We start from the raw sequence: 25,081 nt of genomic DNA on the forward strand, positions 1-25,081 counted from the left end.
TATTCGGATCTTATACAAGATAATTAAAAGGATAGTAGATTAAATAAATCACTAGTTTGTAGAAGGTTTTGAGAGGAAAAGCGTTGTTTTTTGCAACTTGCAATATATGATAAGAAGCTGTAAAATACCTCATAGTGAAAAATAGGTATAGTGATTTAATCGATGGATAAATAGAAGTTATTTTTTAAAAGTAGAGGGCGGATATACTGGCTTTCTTAACTTATATAGGAAAACGTTTAAAGGGGATGTAATGGGATATGGCAAATGAATTCCGTGTCTGTGATGATTGTCAGGCAGTGAATTTAAAAACATTGATACCGTTATTGGAGAAGATTGATCCTGAGGCAAAAATTGAAATCGGTTGCCAGTCATACTGCGGACCAGGAAGAAAAAAAACGTTTGCTTTTGTCAATAATCGGCCATTAGCAGGATTATCGGAAGAAGAGCTAGAGGCAAAAATTAATAAAAAACTAAAAAAATAAAAGCTCCTTTGACTTAGGGGCTTTTTCTTGTTTCATTTTGTCGAATAAAAGAATGTCTTTTGTAGAAAGTGGTAGAGAACAAACAGAAGAAATGAGTATAATATAGAAAAGCGGAGGCGACTGCCCAGGTGCGACAAGCTTAAGATAGGACGGGGAGAAGGTAGTTCTTTAACCTTCTCATCGGCATAGCTTAAGACCTCGAGCACCTAGGAGCCAAAGCCAGACAATATAGAAAAGCAAAAATGCTTGATGGAAAAGAGGGAAGAAAATGGTCTATTCAGAGGAAAAGCTGAAGGAAGAAAAGGTATTCAAGGATCCAGTTCATCGCTATATCCATGTACGTGATCGAGTCATCTGGGATCTGGTCGGGACAAAGGAATTCCAGCGCTTAAGAAGGATTAAGCAGCTTGGAACGACCTATTTGACCTTCCACGGGGCGGAACATAGTCGTTTTAACCATTCTCTTGGAGTATACGAAATCATTCGCCGTATTGTGGATGATGTATTCGAAGGTAGACCTGATTGGAATCATGGCGAACGATTGCTGTCCCTCTGTGCTGCATTGCTTCACGATTTAGGGCATGGACCGTTTTCCCACTCCTTCGAAAAAGTATTTGAGCTTGACCATGAATCTTTTACGAGAGCGATCATTCTAGGGGATACAGAAGTAAACGAAGTCTTGCAAAAAGTCGCACCCGATTTTCCAAAAAAAGTCGCTGAAGTGATTGCAAAAACATATAAAAATAAATTAGTTGTTAGCTTGATTTCAAGTCAAATTGATGCGGATCGGATGGATTACTTACAGCGCGATGCTTACTTTACTGGGGTAAGCTACGGTCAATTTGATATGGAACGGATTTTACGCGTCATGCGTCCGCGCGAGGATCAAGTGGTGATTAAGAAAAGCGGGATGCATGCGGTTGAAGATTATATTATGAGTCGCTATCAAATGTATTGGCAAGTCTATTTTCACCCTGTGACCCGTAGTGCAGAGGTCATTTTAACGAAAATATTGCATCGTGCCAAAGCTCTCCATGAACAATATTATGCTTTTAAATCGCATCCTGTTCATTTTTATTCCATGTTTGAGAATGAAGTAACATTAGAGGATTATCTGAAATTAGATGAGGCTATTATTCTTTATTATTTTCAAATGTGGCAGGAGGAAGAAGACCCCATTCTTAGTGATCTTTGCCGCCGATTTATGAATCGAAATTTATTTAAATATGCTGAGTTTGATCCGGCAAAGGAGTATAAAAAGCTAGGGGAGCTTTCCTTGCTGTTTGAAAAAGCTGGAATCGATCCCGAATATTATCTTGTTGTTGATTCGTCATCGGATTTACCTTATGATTTCTACCGTCCAGGTGAAGAAGAGGAACGATTGCCGATTCAATTGGTCATGAAAAATGAAGATATTCGCGAACTTTCACGAGAGTCTGAGATTGTAGATGCAATTTCTGGAAAAAGGAGAACTGACCATAAGCTCTATTATCCACTTGATTTAATTTGTGACGATCGTTCGAAAAAGACGATTAAAAAACAAATTCGTCAACTATTGGATTTAGATGAGTGTTATTAAATAGACTGTACACGTGATGTATGAGTAGGAGATGAATCATTTTGTTAAAAGATCATGCGAAAATCATGCAGGCCATTGCAGCGTCCGATGAAGTAATAGGAAGAAAAAAACTGCAAAAAATGATTTTTATTGCGAAAAAATTAGCGTTTCCATTCGGGGAAAAGTTTCAATTTCATTTTTACGGACCATACTCAGAGGAGTTGACGATTCGAGTGGAAGAGCTTTATAATATGGGGTTTCTAGATGAAGTAAAAGAAAAAAAGGGTGGTTATTTTCAATATCGTTATACGTTAACAGAAGATGGTGAGGAGTTTTTGCAAGAAAATAAAATGGACCTTCCCTATCTTAAAGATTGTTTAGCTGATATGAATAGCCAGAATGCGAGATTTCTTGAACTAGTTTCTACGGTGTTATATTTTGAGAATTTACCGCAAGAGGAAGTACAAGAAAAGGTCTTTACGTTAAAAAGCAAACAGCGTTATACAGTAGAAGAAGTAGACAGCGCCTACCAATATATCGAAACATTAAAAGGGAAAGCCAAGCTTTATTAGAGGCCTGGCTTTTTCCTTATCATACAGGAATTTAACTTTTTTGAACTAAGATAATGGTCTGGCTCCAGGCAGGCGCCATCGGCTCGAGGTCACAAGCCGATAAGCGGGCGCCTTGCGCTTTTCATTATTGATCGCTAAGTCGTTTACCGGCTACAGCATAATGGTTTTTTTGCATTTCTTCAATGAAGACAGTGACTGCTTCTTTTGAAGCACCTGTTGTTTCAACAACAGCATCTGTTACTTTTTCAACAAGAGCTCTTTTTTGATCTTCTGTGCGGCCTTCAAGCATTTTAACTGTTACATAGGGCATTTGATTGTCCTCCAGTAGTTTGGTTTTGGATGGGAATTATTGAGTAAGTAATCATATGTCAATTACCTATTGTCTTCTTATTTTTCCCTATTTATTTTTAAGATGCAAGCGAAAAGGAATACCTATAGCTTCATTTTTCACATAAGCACAGTAATGATGTATAATTTTAAATCAAAGAGATAAAAAAGGAGCTCGAGTGGTTGGAACAATTTTTGGCATATCCGTTGGAAAAAATCCCTTATGTGGCGATCACACTTATTATTGCGTTTTCTGTCCATGAGTTTGCTCATGCGTTTACCGCGTGGAAGTTTGGCGATGATACAGCTAAAAATCAAGGCAGACTTACCTTAAATCCGATGCAGCATTTAGATCCGCTTGGGACAATCTTGATTTTTATTGCCGGATTTGGTTGGGCACGTCCTGTACCTGTCAATCGTTTTTTCTTTAAAAAGCCAAGGGTGGCCGGGGTAACAGTGTCGTTTGCTGGGCCACTCAGCAATTTGGTGATGGCTTGTCTTGCTTTTATACTTTGGTATGCACTGGTAGCGACTGGGTTAGCTGTGAGTTTGCCGATGTTTATCCCGGATTTTCTCGATATCTTTATTCAATTAAATGCGGTGTTATTTATTTTTAATCTGCTTCCGATGCCACCTCTTGATGGCTACCGAATTGTAGAGGATCTCGTTCCAAGAGATTGGCGACCACGCATGAAACAATATGAATCGTATGGAATGCTCACTTTTCTAATTTTAGTCATTACTCCACTTGATCAATATACGATTCAGCCAATTTTCAATACTGTGTTACCATGGTTGGTATCGGGATTAAATGAATTTTTCTATGGTTGGTTTTTCTAATAGAATGTGAATGAAAGGAGATTTTAAAGATGGGAGAAAAAAAGAAGAAGAAACTTGAATTTAATATTATCAAAAATGATCCAATGGATGGACATAAAGGCTTTGGAAAAGGTGCTTTAAGTCTCGACAATGTATCGCCTGTAATTATTGATGTCGAGGAAGGTGATGCGGCGATTGATGTAGGGGCGATGCACGCGAGGAGTAGTGTGGAGAAGGGGATTAAATTTTTAAAAACAAAAGAGGAAGTCCCGAATGCGAAGCTCCATTGGCTTGTTTGGGTGACGATTGACCGCGCTGAGAGTGGTCCATATTATGCAGGTGTGACAGCTTGTGAAATGATGGTGGATCGTGAAATCAGAAGGGGTTATAAGTCGTTGCCAGAGCATGTGAACCGGATGGATAAGTCGATTAAGCGCCATATTATCGTCGATCATATGGATGACAAATCAAAAGGGATCCTACAAGAATTTCTGAAAAATCATGATGCAGGCATGTGGGAACGATCGGAACAGAAATTGAAAGATGGTTTACAAGCGTAAAACGGTCGAAAGGTTACGTTTTTTAAGGATAAAACAACAAAATAATATAGAAAAATGACGTGTGCCTGGAAGCCACGTCATTTTTTTCGTATAAAAGATATCCGTACTTTTTCGGTATATATCTGTATTTTAACTTTTTCCTCCAATTAAACCGCTACTTTTTAAAAAGAAAGAGTAGGCTTTTATAAAAAAGTCGCCTATGAGGAATCTTAAAAAGATTTCACATGCGACTTTTTCATTAGGTCCACGGGAGAATTTTTTTGTACCAAGGAACCGATTGTTTTTCTTTTTTATCAGGAGAAGGATCTTTCTTCTCGTGAGATGGATCTTCGTGCTCAGATACATGATCTGTACAATATTCCGTTGGCTCCGTTCCAGCTGCGAAATAAGTAAATCTCTTTACCGGACAGTCCTCAGTCGCAAGATGTCCATTATGAGGGTCGACGTAGACACCGACCGTACCTTTTGGTGCTTTAAACGATTTAGCGGTTGTTCCATCCAATGCTTTTTCCATAAACTGTACCCAAATGTTTTTGGCGTACCTCTTATCTCTCGTAAGCTCAATCGGTTGACCATCATCATAGCCGGTCCAAACAGCTGAGACAAGCTCAGGTGAAAAGCCGATCATCCAGCTATCAGAATTAGTCGAGCCTGACTTTCCGGCATAGGTTCGGGTCATCTGATTAATGATGGCACTACCTGTGACGCTTGCATAGCCATTTAACTTTTTATCAAACATACCCGTCATCATTTGAGACATAACAAAGGCTAAATCAGGACGTAGAATAACCTCTGGATCTGCTTTTTTCTCATAAATGACTTCACCTTTTTGGTTTTCAACTCGTTTGATCATGATCGGCGTAACCTGTTTCCCTCCATTGGCAAACAGACTATAGGCATTTGCCATTTCAATAACTCGAACGCCAGCTGTTCCAAGGGCGAGAGAAGGAACCTTCTGCATACTAGTCGTGATGCCAAACCGTTTGGCTGTTTCGACTAATGTCTCTTCACCGAGAAAAAGATGCGTTTTAACAGCAAATATATTATCTGATACGGCAAGTGCTTGAGCCATTGTAATATCGTCTTCTGCATACTGACTATTAAAATTTTTCGGTGTATAGTCCGGTCGGTTATCATCAAAGCGGAAGGTAGTCTGTTCGCTTCGCATCCTTGAGGCGGGCGTAAAGCCATTTTCAAATGCTGCATAATAGAGCAGTGGTTTGATCGTTGAACCAGGTTGGCGTACTGCTTGAATGGCTCGATTAAAGGAACTTTCTGTATAATCCCTTCCCCCGACAAGCGCTTTTACATACCCATTCTTCGGGTCCATGGCGATAAAGCCGATTTGGATATCAGAGTCCTCTGATATTTGTGTGGCAATCGTTTCTTCCGCAACCTTTTGTTGATCAAGATCAAGGGTGGTAAACACTTTTAATCCGCCAAGCTCAATTGTTCTTTCATCAAGCTGTAGCTTCGTTTTTAACTCTTGTATAACCGCATCTTGAAAATAAGGCGCGTTTACTAGCTTCGTATGCGGATGTTCTCCCACGATGGTGAGTGGCTGTTGTTCAGCTGCTTTTGCTTCTTGATCGTTAATTACCCCGTTTTCTTTCATGGATGTTAAAATAACCTTCTGACGCTGCTCTGCTTTTTCAAGGGAAGCGAGTGGAGAGTAGATACTTGGCCCTTTCGGAATCCCCGCTAACATAGAAGCTTCTGCGAGCGTTAAATCTACCGCATCTTTTCCAAAGTAAAATTGGCTAGCGGCTTGTACTCCATAGGCACCATAGCCGTAATAGATCGTATTTAAATACCCTTCGATAATTTCTTCTTTTGTATAATTCATTTCGAGACGAATCGTATAAAAGGCTTCAGACAATTTACGTTTCCATGTTTTGTCGTGTTCGAGAAATAAATTTCGAGCATATTGTTGGCTAATCGTACTGGCACCTTGAACTTTCGCCATTGCTCTTAAGTCGGCTAAGGCAGCTCCAGCGATTCTTTTATAATCAAAGCCGTTATGCTCATAAAAGTTCTGATCCTCAATGGAGAGTGTGGCATCAACCAAATAAGGGTTAATCTGATCTAAATTTACCCAATAGCGTTTTTGCCCATTATGACTTTCACCGATGACACTTCCATCATTCGCATAGTAAAGTGTAGACTGCGGAACGGCAAGTGGGGGAGGTCCTAGTATTTTGGCATATGTGATGATTCCTATGAAAAATAAAAGCATAATAATGGCAGTAAAAAGACTAAGAAAAAGGAAGGCTCGAATATATTTCATCGTTTTACGAAATCGTTGATCTGTCATAATTTCCATAAGTGTCACCCCCTAATATATACACATATATCATCAGTATTGAAATATAAACAGGATTTTAAACATTTTTTGGAGTAAACAGTAAATTTTTCTTTTCATTTAGACTGGATTCTACTATACTTTTTCCGTGTTTGCTTTTTAATGAGAAGGGCAATATAAAAATATAGATAAAAGGCGGATGGGAATAGCGGTGTCAGGCACCTGCTTTTCATTCAGGATGAAAGGATGAATGTGATGAGCATTTGGTTTACAGAAAAGCAAACAGAAAATTTTGGGATCACGATGAAAGTAAATCGTACATTACATACAGAACAAACAGAATTTCAAAAGCTTGATATGGTGGAAACAGAAGAATGGGGAAATATGCTGTTATTAGATGATATGGTTATGACATCTGTCAGAGATGAGTTTGTGTACCATGAAATGGTCGCACATATCCCATTGTTTACCCATCCGAATCCAGAGAATGTATTGGTTGTTGGTGGTGGAGATGGTGGAGTCATTCGTGAAATCCTCAAACATCCTAGTGTCAAAAAAGCAACATTAGTGGATATTGACGGAAAAGTGATTGAGTATTCAAAGAAATACTTACCAGAAATTGCTGGAATGCTTGATGATGCACGAGTTGACGTGAAAGTGGACGATGGCTTTATGCATATCGCTGAAAGTGAAAATGAATATGACGTGATTATGGTCGATTCAACAGAACCAGTTGGACCAGCCGTGAATCTTTTTACAAAAGGGTTTTATGCGGGGATTTCAAAAGCATTAAAAGAAGACGGGATTTTTGTTGCTCAATCGGACAACCCGTGGTTTAAAGCGGACTTAATTCGTAGCGTTCAGAAGGATGTAAAAGAAATCTTTCCAATCACTCGTTTATATACAGCTAATATTCCAACATATCCAAGTGGCCTATGGGCGTTTACATTAGGCTCGAAAAAATATGATCCATTGGAAGTGAGCGAAGGTCGTTTCCATGAGATCGAAACAAAATATTACACGAAAGAACTTCATAAAGCAGCTTTTGTACTACCTAAGTTTGTACAAGATTTAGTAGAATAAATCTTGTGCCATAGGATTAATGATTAGAATTGACTTTTGGTGAATGAATAGTGCCCAAACTTAGTAGAAAATGATGATAGTGGTCACTATAAAGCGATAGTCGGTACCAAGTAAGTCAAAAAGGAGGAATACTTATGCGTTTTGATGAGGCCTACTCAGGGAATGTATTTATCAAAAGCCATCCAGTGTATGACGAAAGCCAAGTCGTGATTTATGGAATGCCAATGGATTGGACGGTTAGCTATCGACCAGGATCACGCTTCGGTCCATCACGTATTCGTGAAGTGTCTATTGGGCTTGAAGAATATAGCCCCTATTTAGATAGAGAATTAGATGAAGTGAAATATTTTGATGCTGGAGATATTCCACTTCCATTTGGGAACCCAGAAAAAAGCATCCATCTCATTGAAGACTATGTTGATGGGCTACTTGCTGAAGATAAATTCCCGTTAGGAATGGGTGGAGAACATTTAGTATCATGGCCGGTAATCAAAGCCATGTATAAAAAATACCCAGATCTCGCTATTATTCATATGGACGCTCATACTGATTTACGAGAAGATTATGAGGGTGAGCCGTTATCCCACTCCACACCGATCAGAAAAGCAGCAGGCTTAATCGGACCACAAAATATTTTTTCTTTTGGAATTCGTTCTGGAATGAAAGAAGAATTCGAATGGGCGAAAGAAGTCGGACTGCAAATTTATAAATTTGATGTGCATAAACCACTTCAAGAAGTGCTACCGAAACTAGCTGGACGTCCTGTCTATGTAACGATTGACATTGATGTACTAGATCCTGCACATGCACCTGGTACAGGTACAGTGGATGCGGGAGGCATTACATCAAGAGAGCTTTTGGCATCGATTCATGAAATTTCTCGCTCAGATGTGAAAGTAGTAGGCGCTGACCTTGTTGAGGTGGCACCTGTTTATGATCATTCCGAACAAACGGCAAACACAGCAAGCAAGCTACTGCGTGAAATGTTGCTCGGATTTGTAAAATGAAATAGATAAAAAAACGGTGCCTGACACCACAAAAAGACATTTGTCTTTTTGTGGTGTCAGGCACCAATCATTTGTCAACTTGAAACAAGAGGATAAAAAATTTATAATTAATAGGTTATATACAAAGAAAAGGGGTGTGTGCCGTTGACTGGCTACCCAACGGAACAAATGCCTGTTAAAATAACAGTAAATACAACGATTCGAAACGGTCAAGAAAAAGAGACGTACGAGCTCACTACATTTGGTCAATATTATAAAAAAACAAACTCCATCTTTCTTCGCTATGAGGAACATATGGAGGAAGGTGCGATTAAAACTGTTGTCAAAATATCTGGTCAGGAAGGGTCTATTTTACGAAATGGAGCCGTTAATATGCGACTTCCTTTTTATAAAAATAAATCTCTTAGAGGCAGGTATGATAGTCCGTATGGGGTTCTAGAGATGAAAACTTTAACAACGAGAATCAGCCATAGGTTTGATGAAGAATTTAGAAAAGGCGAGATCGATCTCTTGTACGATTTAAAGATGCAAGGATCACACGCAGGTACATATCATTTATTGATTACTTTCGAGGAGGATGGAAAATGAACATAGTCGAGCAAGTAAAAAGTAAACTAAAGCAAGAAATTGCTGCGGCCGTTATCAAAGCTAATTTGGCGACGGAAGAACAAATTCCCGATGTCGTTTTAGAAATTCCAAAGGATAAAGTAAACGGGGATTATTCAACCAATATGGCGATGCAACTAGCCCGAGTGGCAAAAAAGGCACCAAGAATGATTGCCGAGGAATTAGTGGCTCATTTTGACAACTCAAAGGCATCAATTGAAAAAATTGAAATCGCTGGACCTGGCTTTATTAATTTTTACATGAATAACAGCTATTTAACGGATTTAATTCCAGCTATTTTAGATGCTGGTGATCAATACGGAGAAACAAGTATTGGCAATCAAGAGAAAGTCCAAGTCGAGTTTGTTTCAGCCAATCCAACAGGAGACTTGCATCTAGGTCATGCTCGTGGCGCGGCTGTCGGTGATTCCCTCTGTAATGTTCTAGCAAAAGCGGGTTATGATGTTTCGCGCGAATACTATATTAATGATGCTGGAAATCAAATCAATAACCTTGCCCTTTCTGTAGAAGCTCGTTATTTCCAAGCCCTTGGCATGGACAAGTCGATGCCAGAATCCGGCTACCATGGTGAGGACATTATCGGGATTGGAAAGAAACTAGCTGAAGAATTCGGCGATAAATTTGTTGAAATGGATGAAAAAGAGCGTTTTGATCAATTCCGTGAATACGGGATGAAATATGAAATGGCGAAATTGAAGCAAGACTTAGAGGATTTCCGTGTGTCATTTGATGTCTGGTATTCAGAAACCTCTCTTTACCATAATGGAAAAATTGATGCGGCGTTACAAAACTTACGCGATAATGGCTATATTTATGAACAGGATGGAGCAACATGGTTCCGCTCAACAGAGTTTGGCGATGATAAAGATCGTGTGCTCATTAAGCAGGACGGTTCTTATACGTATTTGACGCCTGATATTGCGTACCATCGGGACAAGCTTGAACGTGGGTTTGAGAAGTTGATCAACGTATGGGGTGCTGATCATCATGGCTATATCCCACGTATGAAAGCAGCGATTCAAGCATTAGGTAACAATGCTGATACACTTGAAGTTGAAATTATTCAGCTTGTTCACTTGTATAAAAATGGCGAGAAAATGAAGATGAGTAAACGGACAGGAAAAGCGGTCACAATGAGAGATCTTGTCGAAGAAGTAGGACTTGATGCAACACGTTATTTCTTTGCGATGAGAAGTGCGGATACTCATTTGGATTTTGATCTTGATCTGGCTGTGTCACAATCGAACGAAAATCCAGTGTATTATGCTCAATATGCACATGCAAGGATTTCTAGTATTTTGCGCCAAGCTGAGGAGCAGAATTTAGCAGCAGCTGCGCAAGGTGACTTCTCTGTCATCCAATCAGAAAAGGAAATCGATGTCTTGAAAAAGCTTGGTGAATTCCCAGAAGCAGTTGGGGAAGCGGCACAGAAAAGAATGCCTCATCGAATTACGAATTATATTTTTGAATTGGCGTCTGTTTTCCATAGTTTTTATAATGCGGAAAAGGTTCTTGACTTGGAGCAGGTAGAGAAAACAACTGCTCGCCTTGCCCTTATAAAGGCTGTACAAACAACATTGAAAAATGCTCTAGCCTTAATCGGCGTATCTGCACCAGAAAAAATGTAATAGAGAAGAGGCTTCCGATTTGTGGAAGCCTCTATTTTTATTTGGTTTCCCTAATTCTGGATGGTGCCTGGCACCATTCAATGGAAGCTCCACTGATTCGTTTGACGCCTCGAATTCGGCTTATATCTTCAACCAGTTTCAATGCTGCATAATCCTTCCGTTTGGCTTCAATCATAAAATCTACGTCCTGATTAATCGAACGGAGAATGTCAAGTAACGGCTTGATAAATTCAAGATCAACATAATCGGCATGTGAGCGAAAGGCGGATGATGATTTAGGTGCTGAAATATGGATTTTCGGGATAACGTCCCTTGCTTCCCATGTGTTAAAAATCTCGGGCAGTAGAGCCTCTAATGACGCCTCATCCTCTCCCTGATTTGCCATGTGGTGATGATAATCAAACACAAGCGGAATCCCTTCCTTCTGACATATGCGAAGTGTCTCATGGGCTGTATAGGTCTTATCGTCATTCTCAAGTGTCATGATCGCTTTGATTTTGCTTGGCAGAGTTTTTAAATTAACCCGAAATCGCCCAAGGGCACTTTCTTTATCCCCATAAGACCCACCAATATGAATATTAATCAAACTCTCTTTTTCAAGGCCCATTGCTTCTAGCATTTGAAAGTGGTAGTCCATATCGATCACTGCATTTTTTGTCACTTTCTCACGCGGAGAAGTAAACAAGGTAAATTGATTGGGATGAAAACTAACTCGTAACCGATGTTTCTTGACTAGCCCCCCTATTTCCCGCCATTTATCCTGGAAAGGGGAAAGGAAATCCCAACGAATCTCTGGGTGGGTCGCAAGCGGAACTAACGAGCTAGAAAAACGGTACAATTCAATTTGGTGAGCAATATTATAGTGGAGCATCCTTTCTGTATGATCAAGATTGGCAGCCGTAACAGCTAGTAGCTTTTCTTTTCTGTCAGACGAACTTAATTCCTTATAGCGAGTATACGTGATTGTCTTAGAAGGAGATGCATCCCACAAACTCATAGACTGGGACACATAGCCAAATCGAATCTTCATGGTTATGACTCCTTTATCATTTTAAGCGAGAAGACTCCCACTTCAAATTTCGTCAGAAATTAAGTGGTGGGTAGTTCAAAACTATCCATGGGTTCTACTGCCAACCTCTTTAGACATTCAGCCGATTTTTGTTCAACGAAATTTTGCTGCTTAGCATGACAAAAAGGAGAAAGGCCTTTTCATGGTGTCAGGCACCGATCATGAATTATTGCAAGCTACAAAAACATCGAGATGGCCCCGGAAATGATTTCTTTACAATAAATCCATGGGTTCAGGCTCCGAAGATCTTTTAAGGTCACCTCTGTGGCATCCTTTTGATCGTTTTGCACTATACTTCGAACATGTTCAATATACTGTTTATCATACGTATAGCAATTCATTTCATGATTTAAAAAAAAACTCCTCTTATCGAAATTAGCTGTCCCTACATCACAGACTTTATCATCAATTAAAAGGGTCTTCGCATGATAAAACCCCTTTTTATATTGATAAACGGTTGCACCCAATTTCAACAACTTCCGTAAATACTTGTAAGACGCTTCTTTTACAAGCGCATGATCTGACGTAAAAGGAATAAGAATCTCTAAGATTACACCCCTTTTTAAAGCAGACTGTAAATCAAGGAATACCCTTTTTGCTGGAATAAAGTAAGGGGTCCCGATCATAATCGAATGCTCGGCATTTCTAATTAAGGCAGAAAAGGTTTCCTCAAGATAAAAACCTTCATAAGGAATAAGCTGGTGGCGATATTGTCCCTTCAAAAGGGGTGGGAAATAAATGCTATTATGGGTTAAATCCACTTGCTCTGCTTCGTGCCAATCCTGCAAAAACACCTGCTGTAAATCTTGAACGCCCTCACCTTGAATTTTCAGGTGGTAGTCACGCCAAGGACTTAACTTAGGCTCTAAATTAATGTATTCCTTGCCCATATTAAATCCGCCAAGATAACCAACTTTTCCATCTATTACGGTAATCTTACGATGATTCCGTACTTGAGAAGAATAAAAGAAAAAAGGAGGTTTTGGAACTTTGCAAAAAGCAAAATCAACCCCATTGTTTTCAAGCTGACGGATGATATGCTTTTTAACTTTTAGGCTGCCTAGCCAATCAAGCAGAAGGCGTACCTCGACACCCTCTTTTGCTTTCTCTTTTAGGATCGATAGGAAGTCTGTGCTAATTCGATCATCTTTTACAATATAAAATAAAATATGGATATGCTTTTTAGCCTCTCTAAGCTCAGCAAAAAAGTCAGTAAATAATTCTGGACCTGTCGTGAACACTTCTATATTACTACTACGAAAAGAATAGGATTTACGCTTTAAACTTTTTAGATGTGTTTTTCTGCCAAGGGAATAGTCCACAAATAATAACAAGATGAATAAAACGAAAAGGACGAAGATCGTTGAGATTATTTCCAAAAATAGTTGCCTCCCTCGAGCATTGACATAACTTTTTAATAGTATGTTCTCTAGAAGCTTTTCCTATGTTTTCTCGAGCAAGAAAATAAATTTATCATTTAGTAGTTCAATAACTGATTGACCCCTTGATATGTGATAGAACTATATAGTAATGAGAATATTTAGCATATTAAATAAAAATAGATAATATGGATAAAAAAAGGGGGAGAGGACATATGAATGAATAATATTTTATGGATAAACTTTATAGCGTTTCTAGTTGTAACCGCTTACGCTGTTAGTTTGTTTGTTTATTTAATCAAGACGAGGATCTCCTATATTAAACTTGGCAAAAAGGTGGAATTCGATCATAACGTAAAGGAGAGACTCAACAAGATTTGGGTCAATGTATTTGGACAAAAAAAACTACTAAAGGATAAAAAGAGTGGAATCATCCATATACTTTTTTTCTATGGATTTATCCTTGTTCAGTTCGGGGCAATTGATTTTATTATAAAGGGAATCAAACCTGGTGCCCATTTGCCATTAGGGTCGTTTTATCCGGGATTTACTTTTTTTCAAGAAATCGTTACCCTTCTTATTTTAATAGCTGTTTTTGGTGCCTTTTACCGCCGTTATATTGAAAAACTTGTACGGTTAAAAAGAAATGTTAAAGCAGGGCTTGTCCTTATTTTTATTGGTGGGCTGATGTTATCCGTATTGCTTGGAAATGGAATGAACATCATTTGGCATGGCCATGAAGCAACCTGGACAGAGCCTATTGCCTCGGGAATAGCGCTTATTTTCTCTTGGATAGGTGAAATCGCTGCAATGGTTGCTTTCTATGTTTCTTGGTGGATTCATTTACTCATCCTCCTTACTTTCCTAGTCTATGTGCCACAATCTAAACATGCCCATTTAATTGCTGGACCTATCAATGTTTATTTGAATCGGTTAGAAAAGCCTGGGAAGTTAACCAAGATTGATTTTGAAGATGAAAGTCAGGAAACCTTTGGTGTGGGGAAAATTGAAGAATTTACCCAGCATCAATTGGTTGATTTATATGCTTGTGTGGAATGTGGACGCTGTACCCATATGTGTCCAGCAACAGGAACAGGAAAAAGGCTATCACCGATGGACTTGATTGTGAAAATGCGGGATCATCTGACAAACCACGGGGCAGCCGTCACGTCTAAGCAGCCATGGGTACCCACTTTTGTCTTCGCACATACAGAAGGGAACAGAATGGCTTTAGCATCAGCAAGCCAGGGAGCGGGAGAAGCTGCTACAGATCTTATAGATAACAAAAGTTTGATCGGTGATGTCATTACAGAAGAAGAAATTTGGGCTTGTACGACATGCCGAAACTGTGAAGACCAATGTCCGGTTATGAATGAGCATGTGGATAAAATTATTGATCTTCGCCGTTATCTTGTTTTAACAGAAGGGAAATTAGATTCAGATGCACAAAGAGCGATGACCAGTATTGAACGCCAAGGAAATCCGTGGGGATTAAATCGGAAAGAAAGAGAGAACTGGCGTAAGGCTAGAGAAGACGTATATGTTCCGACCGTTAAAGAGCTAGCCAAAGAGGGTGAAGAGTTCGAATATCTCTTCTGGGTTGGTGCCATGGGATCATTTGATAATCGAAGCCAGAAAATCGCTTTATCATTCTCCAAATTATTAAATGAAGCAGGTGTAAAATTCGCGATTCTTGGGAATAACGAGAAAAACTCGGGTGATACAGTGAGAAGGCTTGGAAATGAATTTTTATTCCAAGAGCTTGCGACAAAAAATATAGCTCAGTTTGAAAAATATGATGTGGAAAAAATCATTACGATTGATCCGCATGCGTATAATACGTTTAAAAATGAATATCCTGATTTCGGTTTACAAGCTAGCGTATATCACCATACTGAATTATTGGCTCAACTCGTCAAGGACGGCAGGTTAAAACCACAGCATGCTGTGAATGAAAAGATTACGTTTCACGATTCCTGCTATTTAGGTCGCTACAACGAGGTGTATGATGCACCCCGTGAAATTTTAATATCCATTCCGGGTGTAACCCTTGTGGAGATGGAGCGAAATCGAGAGACGGGAATGTGTTGTGGTGCGGGTGGGGGTTTAATGTGGATGGAGGAAGAAACAGGCCAGCGCATTAATGTGGCTCGAACGGAACAAGCATTGGCCGTTCGTCCATCTGTCATTAGTTCAGGATGTCCTTATTGTTTAACGATGCTTTCTGATGGAACGAAGGCAAAAGAAGTAGAAGAAAATGTTCAAACGTATGATGTCGCAGAACTATTGGAAAAAGCTGTTTTTGGTAGGAAAGAGGAAGTGGAATCCTAATGGACTGATTGAATGGGTGATCCTAAAGGTAAGGTATCGGACACTACAAAACAATATCTAGTACCTAGATCGTGGTGGTTTTGTGGATGTTCGTTACCTTATAAGATAGCCCCTTTACGTTATAAGGATAAATATGTAGGAATGGAAAATTAAGTTATAAGAATATTTAGAAATATTATGTCTATTATTCTATTTTTATAGTAAAATAGAATAAAGCAAACGCTTACAATGGGGTCTGGATCTTATCGATATAAGAATCATTTCATTGGAAGGATCGTAAGGATAAAAACAAAGGACATCCGGGACTTGTATATAGATGAATGGGTTCTCTTGCCTCATTTCCTTATTGAACAGTGAGTGAGCGTTCGTTCGTTATTTCTGCTGTATTCATTCATCTAATAGGCTGATTTTTTCTTCGGAATCTGATCAAAACTTACATTCCTAGGATAAAGAGAGGTAATGATTCTTATGAATAAAACGGTGATTTTGAGCGGGGTTCGAACACCTTTTGGAAAATTTGGTGGAACATTAAGTAGTCTTTCAGCATCAGATCTTGGGGCTATCGCGATAAAAGAGGCTATAAAACGTGCGAATATTGCTCCTTGCGATGTAGGGGAAGTTATAGTCGGAACCGTTCTACAAGGTGGGCAAGGGCAAATTCCCTCCAGACAGGCTGCGCGAAAAGCGGGATTACCATGGGATATTAAGACAGAAACGATTAATAAGGTTTGTGCATCAGGCTTACGAAGTGTGACGTTAGGAGATCAGATTATTCGTTCTGGTGATGAAAGCCTGATTGTCGCAGGTGGAATGGAATCCATGAGTAACGCACCCTATTTCATCTTTAACGCACGCTCAGGGTTGCGGATGGGAGATGGCTCTCTGACGGATTTAATGGTCTACGATGGATTAACCTGTAGTTTTACGGGTGTTCATATGGGCTTTTATGGAAACGATACGGCAGAAGAAATGAATATTAGTCGCCAAGCACAGGATAGATGGGCCTTGAGAAGCCATAAACGTGCCCTAGCAGCCACCCAATCAGGTGTTTTTTCTGATGAAATGGTTCCTGTAGCGGTTCCACAGCGAAAAGGATACCCACTTGTTGTTCGAGATGATGAATCACCACGAAGGGATACAACGATTGAAAAGCTGGCTCGTTTAACGCCTGTTTTCGGGAATGAAGGGACGATTACGGCTGGTAATGCGCCAGGTGTGAATGATGGTGCTGGAGCGTTAGTATTAATGAGTGCAACTCGAGCGAAAAAAGAAAATAGAAAGCCCGAAGCGATGATCCTTGGCCATGCAGCTTTAGCTGTTGCAGCGAAGGATTTTCCGCTAACACCGGGACTTGTGATAAAAGAGCTTTTAAAGAAAACGGGAAAGACATTGGCAGAAATCGATTTGTTCGAAATTAATGAAGCCTTTTCCGCTGTTTCTTTAGCCAGTATTGAAGTAGCGGGGTTAGATGAGGAGAAAGTGAATGTGAATGGCGGTGCGGTCGCCCTCGGTCATCCGATTGGGGCAAGTGGGGCCAGAATTATTATCACGCTCATGCATGAATTAAAGCGGCGAGGTGGAGGTATTGGAATTGCCGCCATCTGTAGCGGTGGAGGGCAAGGAGACGCGATTATGATTGAAGTGGAGGGATGAGTGTGAAAGTCTACTAGATTTGTCCAGCTATTCGGCGTAGAGACGTCTACGAACGATGATTAAGAAAATCAAGTCAGAGGTGTTTCTAGGCTCAATATAAAGAAAAAGAATAAAAGCAGAAGTTGGAGGTGTTTCGTGAAAATGGAGAAAATAATGGTTGTTGGAGCAGGGCAAATGGGTTTAGGAATTGCCCAAGTATGTGCCCAAGCTGGATACTATGTTGTATTAAATGATCTAAAAGCAGAATGGACAGAACGAGGGAAGAATAGGATTAGGAATAACCTCTCTCGTCAAGTTAGCAAACAAAGAATAACAGAAGAGGAAATGGAAAACATTCTATCCTGTATTTCAGTTTCTACCGATTTATCAGATGCGAAAGAAGTAGATTTGGTGATTGAGGCAGCGGTGGAGAAGATGGAAATCAAAACAGAGATTTTTCGCCAGTTAGACGAAATCACTCCGCAACATACGATTCTTGCCAGTAATACTTCATCCTTACCGATAACAGAAATTGCCGCTGCGACAAAGCGACCAGAAAAAGTCATTGGTATGCATTTTATGAATCCAGTCCCTGTCATGAAATTAGTTGAGATTATTCGTGGTTTAGCCACTGCTGATGCTGTGTACGAAACGGTTGAAGCCGTCACGAAAACTTTAGGCAAGGTACCGGTGGAAGTGAATGATTTTCCTGGTTTTGTCTCGAATCGAATCTTGTTACCGATGATCAATGAAGCGATTTTTACATTGTACGAAGGGGTTGCCGGCAAAGAGGCAATTGATGAGGTGATGAAACTGGGGATGAATCACCCGATGGGGCCGTTAACCCTCGCTGATTTCATTGGGCTTGATACTTGTTTATATATCATGGAAACGCTCCACCAAGGACTGGGCGAGGATAAATACCGACCATGTCCGCTACTCAGAAAATATGTCAAAGCAGGCTGGCTCGGCAAAAAAACCGGCCGAGGATTTTATGAATATAACTAAAAAAGCGGCACCACCTTGGTCAGCCCCGACAAGCTTAAGACCTCGAGAGGGCAGGCGGTGTAACTGGATAAAAGAAAAGTCATCAGTTGAAAGTAGAAAGTAGGGATCCTATGAACCTGCATTTTACAAAAGAACAGGAAATGATGAGAAAATTGGTCATTGATTTTGCAAGAAAGGAAGTCCAACCATTTATTAACCGAATGGAACAAGGGGAATTTCCAAAAGAGATTCTGGGGAAAATGGGGAACCTCGGATTGATGGGGATCCCTGTTCCTGAAAAATATGGTGGCTCAGAAATGGACTTTACCTCCTATATTATCGCCATTTATGAACTTTCGAAAGTGAGTGCAACAATCGGTGTCATCCTATCTGTCCACACATCTGTCGGAACCAATCCGATCCTTTATTACGGGACAGAAGAACAAAAGAAAAAGTATATCCCCAAACTTGCAACAGGTCAGTACTTAGGAGCTTTCTGCCTGACGGAGGAAGGGGCAGGATCTGATGCAAGCAATATAAAAACAAAAGCCGTAAAAAAGGATAACCACTATGTAATAAACGGTTCCAAGCTATTTATCACAAATGGCGGAGAAGCAGATATCTATATTGTTTTTGCCGTAACAGATCCGTTGCTTGGCAACAGAGGGATTTCCGCTTTCATTGTCGAAAAGAATACCCCGGGCTTAATTTTTGGGAAAGACGAACATAAAATGGGTCTCCATGGCTCAAGAACATTACAACTCCATTTTGAAAAGATGAAAATTCCCTTAGACAATCTCCTAGGAAATGAAGGAGAAGGCTTTAAGATTGCCCTAGCTAATCTAGAATTTGGCCGGATCGGGATTGCTGCACAAGCACTCGGAATCGCTGAGGCCGCCCTCGAAGCGGCCGTAGCTTATGCAAAAGGGCGTCAACAATTTGGAAAATCAATCCTCTCACAACAAGGTATTGCTTTTAAACTAGCAGACATGGCGACAAGTGTAGAAGCAGCCAAACTGTTAGTTTATCGTGCAGCGGATTTGAAACAGCGAGGATTGCCTTGTAGAAATGAAGCTTCAATCGCTAAACTGTATGCTTCGAAAACAGCAGTCGAAGTAGCAACAGAGGCCATTCAAGTATTTGGGGGCTATGGCTATACAGAGGACTACCCAGTCGAACGCTTTTTCCGTGACGCCAAAATAACAGAAATATATGAAGGTACAAGTGAAATTCAACGGATTGTAATCCATAAGAATCTTTAAACTAGTGGGATGGTAGAAATAATAGATAGAAGAAAACAATTCAAAATGAGAAGTCGATACAGTGAGGCCGCCCTCAAAGCATTGAGCTACTAAAGATAAATGATACATTAGCCATCCTATTCAATCGAGTACAAGGATATTCGAAAAAGGGGTAATGAGGATGATGTTTAAATTATCGGATGAACATAGGATGATTCAAAAAATGGTACGGGACTTTGCCGAAAACGAAGTAGCACCAACAGCTGCCCAGCGTGATGAAGAAGAACGGTTTGATCGTGCGATCTTTGATAAAATGGCAGAATTGGGCTTAACGGGTATTCCATGGCCTGAGGCATATGGCGGGATTGCTAGTGATTATGTAGCGTATTGTCTAGTGGTTGAAGAATTATCTCGTGTTTGTGCCTCAACAGGTGTCACATTATCGGCACACACCTCACTTGCAGGGTGGCCGATCTATAAATTTGGCAACGAAGAGCAAAAGCAAAAGTATTTAAAACCGATGGCCTTAGGAGAAAAAATCGGTGCTTATGCTCTCACTGAATCTGGAAGCGGGTCAGATGCAGGGGCCATGAGAACAACCGCTCGACTTGAAGAGAATCATTATGTTTTAAATGGCTCAAAGGTTTTTATTACAAATGGTGGAGTTGCTGATCTTTATATTGCTTTTGCTTTAACAGATTCAGCTAACAAGCATAAGGGAACGACAGCTTTTATTGTGGAAAAAGATTTTCCCGGTTTTACTGTTGGTAAAAAGGAAAAGAAGCTAGGTATTCGTTCATCCCCGACAACAGAAATTATTTTCACAGAATGCAAAGTGCCAAAGGAGAATGTTCTCGGTGAAGTGGGTCAAGGTTTCACAATAGCTATGATGACGTTAGACGGGGGAAGGAACGGGATTGCAGCTCAGGCAGTCGGAATTGCACAAGGTGCTTTAGATGCGGCTGTTGATTATGCAAAACAGCGTCAACAATTTGGAAAGCCGATCGCACAACAACAAGGCATTGCTTTTAAGCTTGCAGATATGGCGACAAGTGTAGAAGCAGCAAGATTACTCACCTATCAAGCCGCATGGCGGGAATCTGTTGGCTTACCTTATGGGAAGGAATCCGCTATGTCTAAGCTGTTTGCTGGTGATACCGCAATGAAAGTGACAACAGAAGCCGTTCAAGTATTTGGCGGCTACGGGTATACAAAGCATTACCCAGTTGAACGATTTATGCGTGATGCGAAAATCACCCAAATTTATGAAGGTACACAGGAAATCCAGCGATTGGTTATTTCGCGAATGCTATAAGAAATGTATGTATGGCAGGGGCTAAAGAGAAGTACAGACTAGAATTGTCAGGGCAGGCCCACACATCTTCATTTATCTTCCACGCAATTAGACACGCTGTACATCAAATAGCTAACAGTACCTGAAGTTAGACCGTTTTCTGATTTTAACAGCATATTCTTTCTGATCTTTAATTATGACTCTGATAGGCGGTAGATACAATAATGGAAAAAAAACGTGAGATACATGCATCAGTAAAAGATGAACGCCTCGTACAAAAACGGCGTGACCAGATGATTAATGGGGCAGTAGCACTTTTTATCGAAAAAGGATTTCATCGAACAACAACAAGGGAAATTGCGCGGGCGGCTGGCTTCAGTATTGGGACGCTGTACGAATATATTCGCACAAAAGAAGATGTTCTCTACCTTGTTTGTGATCGAATCTATGATCAAGTAAGGGAGCGGCTACAACAAATTCTGAATACACAACAAGCAACCCTTGAAGCGCTCAGAAAAGGGATATCTGACTATTTTCGGGTCATAGATGATATGCAAAACGAGGTTCTCGTGATGTATCAGGAGGTAAAATCTTTAACAAAAGATGCTCTTCCCTATGTATTGGGAAAAGAGTTAGAGATGGTGAACTTATTTACACAAATGATTGAAGGCTGTGTTGAAAATAAAGAATTAATATTATCGGACAATCAAATCAAAATGATGTCCCATAATATTTATGTGCAGGGCCAGATGTGGGCATTTCGTCGCTGGGCCTTGAAAAAAATGTATACGCTTGAAGAATATATTGAACTACAAACAGAGTTTTTAATAGAGGGTGCTAAGGGGGTAAAGAAAATAGAGGAGGGTCCTAATGAGCAAACAAAAGCTCTATAGACCAAAGAATCATATTCGTTTTGTGACAGCATCAAGCTTGTATGATGGTCATGATGCTTCTATCAATATCATGCGGCGAATTTTGCAAGCCAGTGGGGCAGAGGTCATTCACCTAGGGCATAATCGATCGGTTGAAGAGGTGGTCAGTGCAGCGATCCAGGAAGATGTCCAAGGAATCGCTGTATCTTCCTACCAGGGTGGGCATGTAGAGTATTTTAAATATATGGTTGATTTACTAAAAGAAAAGGGTGCTACCGACATCCGGATTTATGGAGGTGGTGGCGGTGTTATCGTCCCGCGTGAAATAAAGGAGCTTCACGAGTATGGCGTAGCACGAATTTTTTCACCTGAAGATGGTCGGCGTGACGGTCTGCAAGGAATGATTAATCTCATGCTAAAGGAATGTGATCTCCCTCTTGTGACTGGGCACTTCGAACAGCAAATCAAGAAACTAGCATCTGGACAGATTAAATCCATTGCTCAGATGATTTCCCTTGCCGAGCAACATATACATGGAGAATTACGGCTTGATTCTGTTTTTGAAAAAATAAAAGCATTAGAAAAAGACGTTCCTATTTTAGGGATCACTGGAACAGGTGGTGCGGGGAAGAGTTCTTTAACAGATGAACTGATTCGTCGTTTTATTCACGGATTTCCGAAAAAAAAGGTAGCTGTGCTAGCCGTTGATCCAACAAAACAAAAAACAGGTGGAGCACTCTTAGGAGATCGGATTCGAATGAATGCGATCTTTTCGCCGCAAGTATATATGCGAAGTCTAGCGACAAGAGGGTCCAAATCGGAATTATCTTTAGCGATTCAAGATGCCATCTCTGTGGTGAAAGCCGCTCAGTTTGATCTCATTGTGATTGAGACAAGTGGAATTGGCCAAGGAGACGCGGCTATTACGGATATATGTGATATATCCATGTACGTGATGACAAGTGAATATGGTGCGCCTTCCCAGCTCGAGAAGATTGATATGATTGATTATGCCGATTTAATTGTCATCAATAAATTTGAGCGAAAGGGCTCAGAGGATGCTTTGCATCAAGTTCAAAAGCAGTATCAACGGAGCCATATGCTGTTTGAAAAAAGCTTGGAAGAGATGCCCGTGTACGGAACGATTGCCAGTCAATTTAATGATAGTGGGACAAATGCTTTATTTGCTGCTCTCGTTCAAACGATTAATCAAAAAATGGGGTTGGATTGGCGTACTTCTTTTTCAACAGTGGGGAAAGTGGAGAAACAAAATGTCATCATTCCCAATGATCAGCGGTATTATTTGCGTGAGGTGGCAGAAACGGTGCGTAATTACCATCGTAGAGCAGATGAACAAGTGGCTATCGCCCGGAAGCTCTTTCAGCTTGAAGGAGCGATTCAGGCCGTTAAAGAGCGGGCGGCTTCAGATGAAGTAATTGCAGAACTTGAAAGGGTCAAGCAGAAGACGGTGGAGAAGTTATCCCCTGAATCGGTGCGGATTTTGAATGAATGGGAAAAGATGAAAGAACGGTATGAGGGTGAAGAGTTTATCACAAGGATTCGTGATAAAGAAATCGTCACTGTTTTAAAAACAAAGAGTTTATCAGGGCTTTTGATTCCAAAGGTGATGATGCCCAAATACAAGGATTATGGAGAAATTATCCGTTGGGTCTATCGTGAAAATATCCCAGGATATTTTCCTTATACGGCTGGTGTTTTTCCTTTTAAACGAGAAGGAGAAGATCCGAAACGTCAATTTGCTGGTGAAGGAACGCCAGAAAGAACAAATCGCCGTTTTCATTATTTATCAAAGGATGACGCAGCAAAGCGCCTGAGTACGGCCTTTGATTCTGTAACACTGTATGGAGAAGATCCAGATGAGCGCCCAGATATTTATGGGAAGGTCGGTGAAAGTGGCGTTAGTATTTGTTCGTTAGATGATATGAAAAAGTTATATGATGGTTTTGATTTATGTCATCCTTTAACCTCTGTATCGATGACGATTAACGGGCCGGCACCAATTATTTTGGCGATGTTTATGAATACGGCAATTGACCAGCAAGTGAAAAAGAAAGAAGTGGAGCTAGGCCGGCTTTTAAAGGAAAAAGAAATGGCTGAAGTAAAGGCTGTGACGTTGCAAATGGTGAGAGGGACGGTTCAGGCTGATATTTTAAAGGAAGATCAAGGTCAGAATACGTGTATTTTCTCGACTGAGTTCGCCTTACGGATGATGGGGGATATTCAGCAATATTTTATGGACCATTGTGTTCGTCATTATTATTCGGTTTCGATTTCGGGTTATCATATTGCGGAAGCAGGTGCAAACCCGATTTCCCAGCTTGCTTTTACATTGGCCAATGGATTTACGTATGTGGAGTATTATTTAAGTAGAGGGATGCCTATTAATGATTTTGCGCCGAATTTATCTTTCTTTTTTTCAAATGGATTGGATCCAGAATATACGGTGATCGGAAGGGTGGCTCGGCGGATTTGGGCCATCGTGATGCGTGAGAAATATGGGGCGAACGAGCGGAGTCAAAAGCTGAAATATCATATTCAAACATCGGGACGTTCCCTGCATGCACAAGAAATCGATTTCAATGATATTCGAACAACGTTACAGGCTTTGATGGCCTTGCAGGATAATTGTAATTCCCTGCATACGAATGCATACGATGAGGCGATTACAACACCAACGGAAGAGTCAGTTCGTCGGGCGATGGCCATTCAAATGATTATTACGAAGGAACATGGTTTGACGAAAAATGAAAATCCGCTTCAAGGTTCTTTTATTGTGGAGGAATTGACAGACTTAGTGGAGGAAGCGGTGTTGCAGGAGTTTGAACGACTCGATGATCGGGGCGGTGTTCTCGGGGCGATGGAAAGTCAGTATCAGCGTGCCAAAATTCAAGATGAGTCTATGTATTATGAAACATTGAAGCATATGGGGGAACTGCCGATTGTTGGCGTGAATATGTATACGAATCCGAATTCGAAAGCGGGAGCCCAATTGGATCAGATGGAATTGGCTCGGGCTTCAAAGGAAGAGAAGGAGACGCAAATTCGAAACTTAAGAAGCTTTCAGGCTCGGAATAAAGATAGGGTAGAGGAGGCTTTGAATCGGTTAAAAGAAACAGCGATAAATGGAGGCAATATTTTTAGGGAGCTAATGGAAACGGTTAAAGTAGCGAGTCTCGGCCAAATCACCCGTGCTTTGTATGAAGTAGGAGGCCAATATAGAAGAAATATGTAAGTTGGTATGCTGAACGACCTTTAGCGGAATGATCATGCCTGAAAATGATGGAACACGG

General features: G+C 40.4%; 20 protein-coding genes. 16 read left to right on the forward strand and 4 right to left on the reverse strand.

The features are described 5' to 3' along the window. Positions 1-257: 257 nt before the first annotated feature. The 3 genes from JMM81_RS06240 to JMM81_RS06250 all read left to right on the forward strand — a co-directional run bounded on the left by JMM81_RS06240 (position 258) and on the right by JMM81_RS06250 (position 2,612). The gene (locus JMM81_RS06240; RefSeq protein ID WP_256240678.1) at positions 258-482 is read left to right on the forward strand and encodes a YuzB family protein; all 225 of its coding nucleotides are present in this window, start codon (positions 258-260) and stop codon (positions 480-482) included. A gap of 268 nt (positions 483-750) precedes the next feature. Beyond that, positions 751-2,061 (forward strand): HD domain-containing protein, encoded by a 1,311-nt coding sequence (locus tag JMM81_RS06245; protein WP_256240679.1) that lies wholly within the window; start codon positions 751-753, stop codon positions 2,059-2,061. A 41-nt stretch (positions 2,062-2,102) separates the two neighbouring features. Next, the gene (locus JMM81_RS06250; protein WP_256240680.1) at positions 2,103-2,612 is read left to right on the forward strand and encodes a YwgA family protein; all 510 of its coding nucleotides are present in this window, start codon (positions 2,103-2,105) and stop codon (positions 2,610-2,612) included. Positions 2,613-2,736: 124 nt separating this feature from the next. Here JMM81_RS06250 and JMM81_RS06255 read toward each other — a convergent pair whose 3' ends face one another. Next, positions 2,737-2,922: a 2-hydroxymuconate tautomerase gene (locus JMM81_RS06255; protein WP_256240681.1), complete on the reverse strand. Its 186-nt coding sequence runs from the start codon at positions 2,920-2,922 to the stop codon at positions 2,737-2,739. Positions 2,923-3,122: 200 nt separating this feature from the next. Here JMM81_RS06255 and JMM81_RS06260 point away from each other — a divergent pair, with 200 nt between their 5' ends. Both JMM81_RS06260 and JMM81_RS06265 read left to right on the forward strand, forming a co-directional pair. Next, on the forward strand, positions 3,123-3,779 hold the full coding sequence (locus JMM81_RS06260) for a site-2 protease family protein (protein WP_256240682.1): 657 nt from the start codon (positions 3,123-3,125) through the stop codon (positions 3,777-3,779). A gap of 29 nt (positions 3,780-3,808) precedes the next feature. Further along, on the forward strand, positions 3,809-4,318 hold the full coding sequence (locus JMM81_RS06265; RefSeq protein ID WP_256240683.1) for a YwhD family protein: 510 nt from the start codon (positions 3,809-3,811) through the stop codon (positions 4,316-4,318). Between the two features lie 238 nt (positions 4,319-4,556). Here the strand turns inward: JMM81_RS06265 and JMM81_RS06270 are convergent, their stop codons facing one another. Then, on the reverse strand, positions 4,557-6,641 hold the full coding sequence (locus JMM81_RS06270) for a transglycosylase domain-containing protein (RefSeq protein ID WP_256240684.1): 2,085 nt from the start codon (positions 6,639-6,641) through the stop codon (positions 4,557-4,559). A gap of 234 nt (positions 6,642-6,875) precedes the next feature. Between JMM81_RS06270 and speE the strand changes: the two genes are divergently transcribed. The 4 genes from speE (at position 6,876) to argS (ending at position 10,965) form a co-directional block, all read left to right on the forward strand. Beyond that, positions 6,876-7,703, forward strand: a complete 828-nt coding sequence (gene speE, locus JMM81_RS06275; protein WP_305367726.1) for a spermidine synthase — start codon at positions 6,876-6,878, stop codon at positions 7,701-7,703. Between the two features lie 134 nt (positions 7,704-7,837). Beyond that, positions 7,838-8,710 (forward strand): agmatinase, encoded by an 873-nt coding sequence (gene speB, locus JMM81_RS06280; protein WP_256240685.1) that lies wholly within the window; start codon positions 7,838-7,840, stop codon positions 8,708-8,710. A 138-nt stretch (positions 8,711-8,848) separates the two neighbouring features. Next, positions 8,849-9,298 carry a YwiB family protein gene (locus tag JMM81_RS06285; RefSeq protein ID WP_256240686.1) on the forward strand — a complete coding sequence of 150 codons (450 nt, stop codon included), beginning with the start codon at positions 8,849-8,851 and terminating at the stop codon, positions 9,296-9,298. Then, complete coding sequence (gene argS / locus JMM81_RS06290; protein ID WP_256240687.1) at positions 9,295-10,965, forward strand: arginine--tRNA ligase; 1,671 nt, start codon at positions 9,295-9,297, stop codon at positions 10,963-10,965. The genes JMM81_RS06285 and argS overlap by 4 nt, the downstream gene beginning before the upstream one ends. Positions 10,966-11,002: 37 nt before the next feature. Here argS and uvsE read toward each other — a convergent pair whose 3' ends face one another. Beyond that, entirely contained in the window at positions 11,003-11,995 is a 993-nt protein-coding gene (gene uvsE / locus JMM81_RS06295) for a UV DNA damage repair endonuclease UvsE (RefSeq protein WP_256240688.1), read from the reverse strand. Positions 11,996-12,210: 215 nt separating this feature from the next. Next, positions 12,211-13,413 carry a cardiolipin synthase gene (gene cls / locus JMM81_RS06300; protein ID WP_305367728.1) on the reverse strand — a complete coding sequence of 401 codons (1,203 nt, stop codon included), beginning with the start codon at positions 13,411-13,413 and terminating at the stop codon, positions 12,211-12,213. Between the two features lie 219 nt (positions 13,414-13,632). Between cls and JMM81_RS06305 the strand changes: the two genes are divergently transcribed. The 7 genes from JMM81_RS06305 (at position 13,633) to icmF (ending at position 25,023) form a co-directional block, all read left to right on the forward strand. Next, complete coding sequence (locus JMM81_RS06305) at positions 13,633-15,744, forward strand: (Fe-S)-binding protein (RefSeq protein WP_256240689.1); 2,112 nt, start codon at positions 13,633-13,635, stop codon at positions 15,742-15,744. A 468-nt stretch (positions 15,745-16,212) separates the two neighbouring features. Then, positions 16,213-17,397 carry an acetyl-CoA C-acetyltransferase gene (locus tag JMM81_RS06310; protein ID WP_256240690.1) on the forward strand — a complete coding sequence of 395 codons (1,185 nt, stop codon included), beginning with the start codon at positions 16,213-16,215 and terminating at the stop codon, positions 17,395-17,397. A gap of 141 nt (positions 17,398-17,538) precedes the next feature. Further along, positions 17,539-18,384: a 3-hydroxybutyryl-CoA dehydrogenase gene (locus JMM81_RS06315; RefSeq protein ID WP_305367738.1), complete on the forward strand. Its 846-nt coding sequence runs from the start codon at positions 17,539-17,541 to the stop codon at positions 18,382-18,384. Positions 18,385-18,494: 110 nt separating this feature from the next. Next, positions 18,495-19,625 carry an acyl-CoA dehydrogenase gene (locus tag JMM81_RS06320; protein WP_256240692.1) on the forward strand — a complete coding sequence of 377 codons (1,131 nt, stop codon included), beginning with the start codon at positions 18,495-18,497 and terminating at the stop codon, positions 19,623-19,625. A 160-nt stretch (positions 19,626-19,785) separates the two neighbouring features. After that, complete coding sequence (locus tag JMM81_RS06325) at positions 19,786-20,919, forward strand: acyl-CoA dehydrogenase (RefSeq protein ID WP_256240693.1); 1,134 nt, start codon at positions 19,786-19,788, stop codon at positions 20,917-20,919. A gap of 203 nt (positions 20,920-21,122) precedes the next feature. After that, the gene (locus tag JMM81_RS06330; protein ID WP_256240695.1) at positions 21,123-21,791 is read left to right on the forward strand and encodes a TetR/AcrR family transcriptional regulator; all 669 of its coding nucleotides are present in this window, start codon (positions 21,123-21,125) and stop codon (positions 21,789-21,791) included. Further along, positions 21,769-25,023 (forward strand): fused isobutyryl-CoA mutase/GTPase IcmF, encoded by a 3,255-nt coding sequence (icmF, locus tag JMM81_RS06335; protein WP_256240696.1) that lies wholly within the window; start codon positions 21,769-21,771, stop codon positions 25,021-25,023. Before JMM81_RS06330 ends, icmF begins: the two co-directional genes overlap by 23 nt. The last annotated feature ends 58 nt before the right edge of the window (positions 25,024-25,081 follow it).

This window comes from Bacillus sp. V3B, from assembly GCF_024494465.1.
Classification (GTDB): domain Bacteria; phylum Bacillota; class Bacilli; order Bacillales; family Cytobacillaceae; genus Bacillus_BD.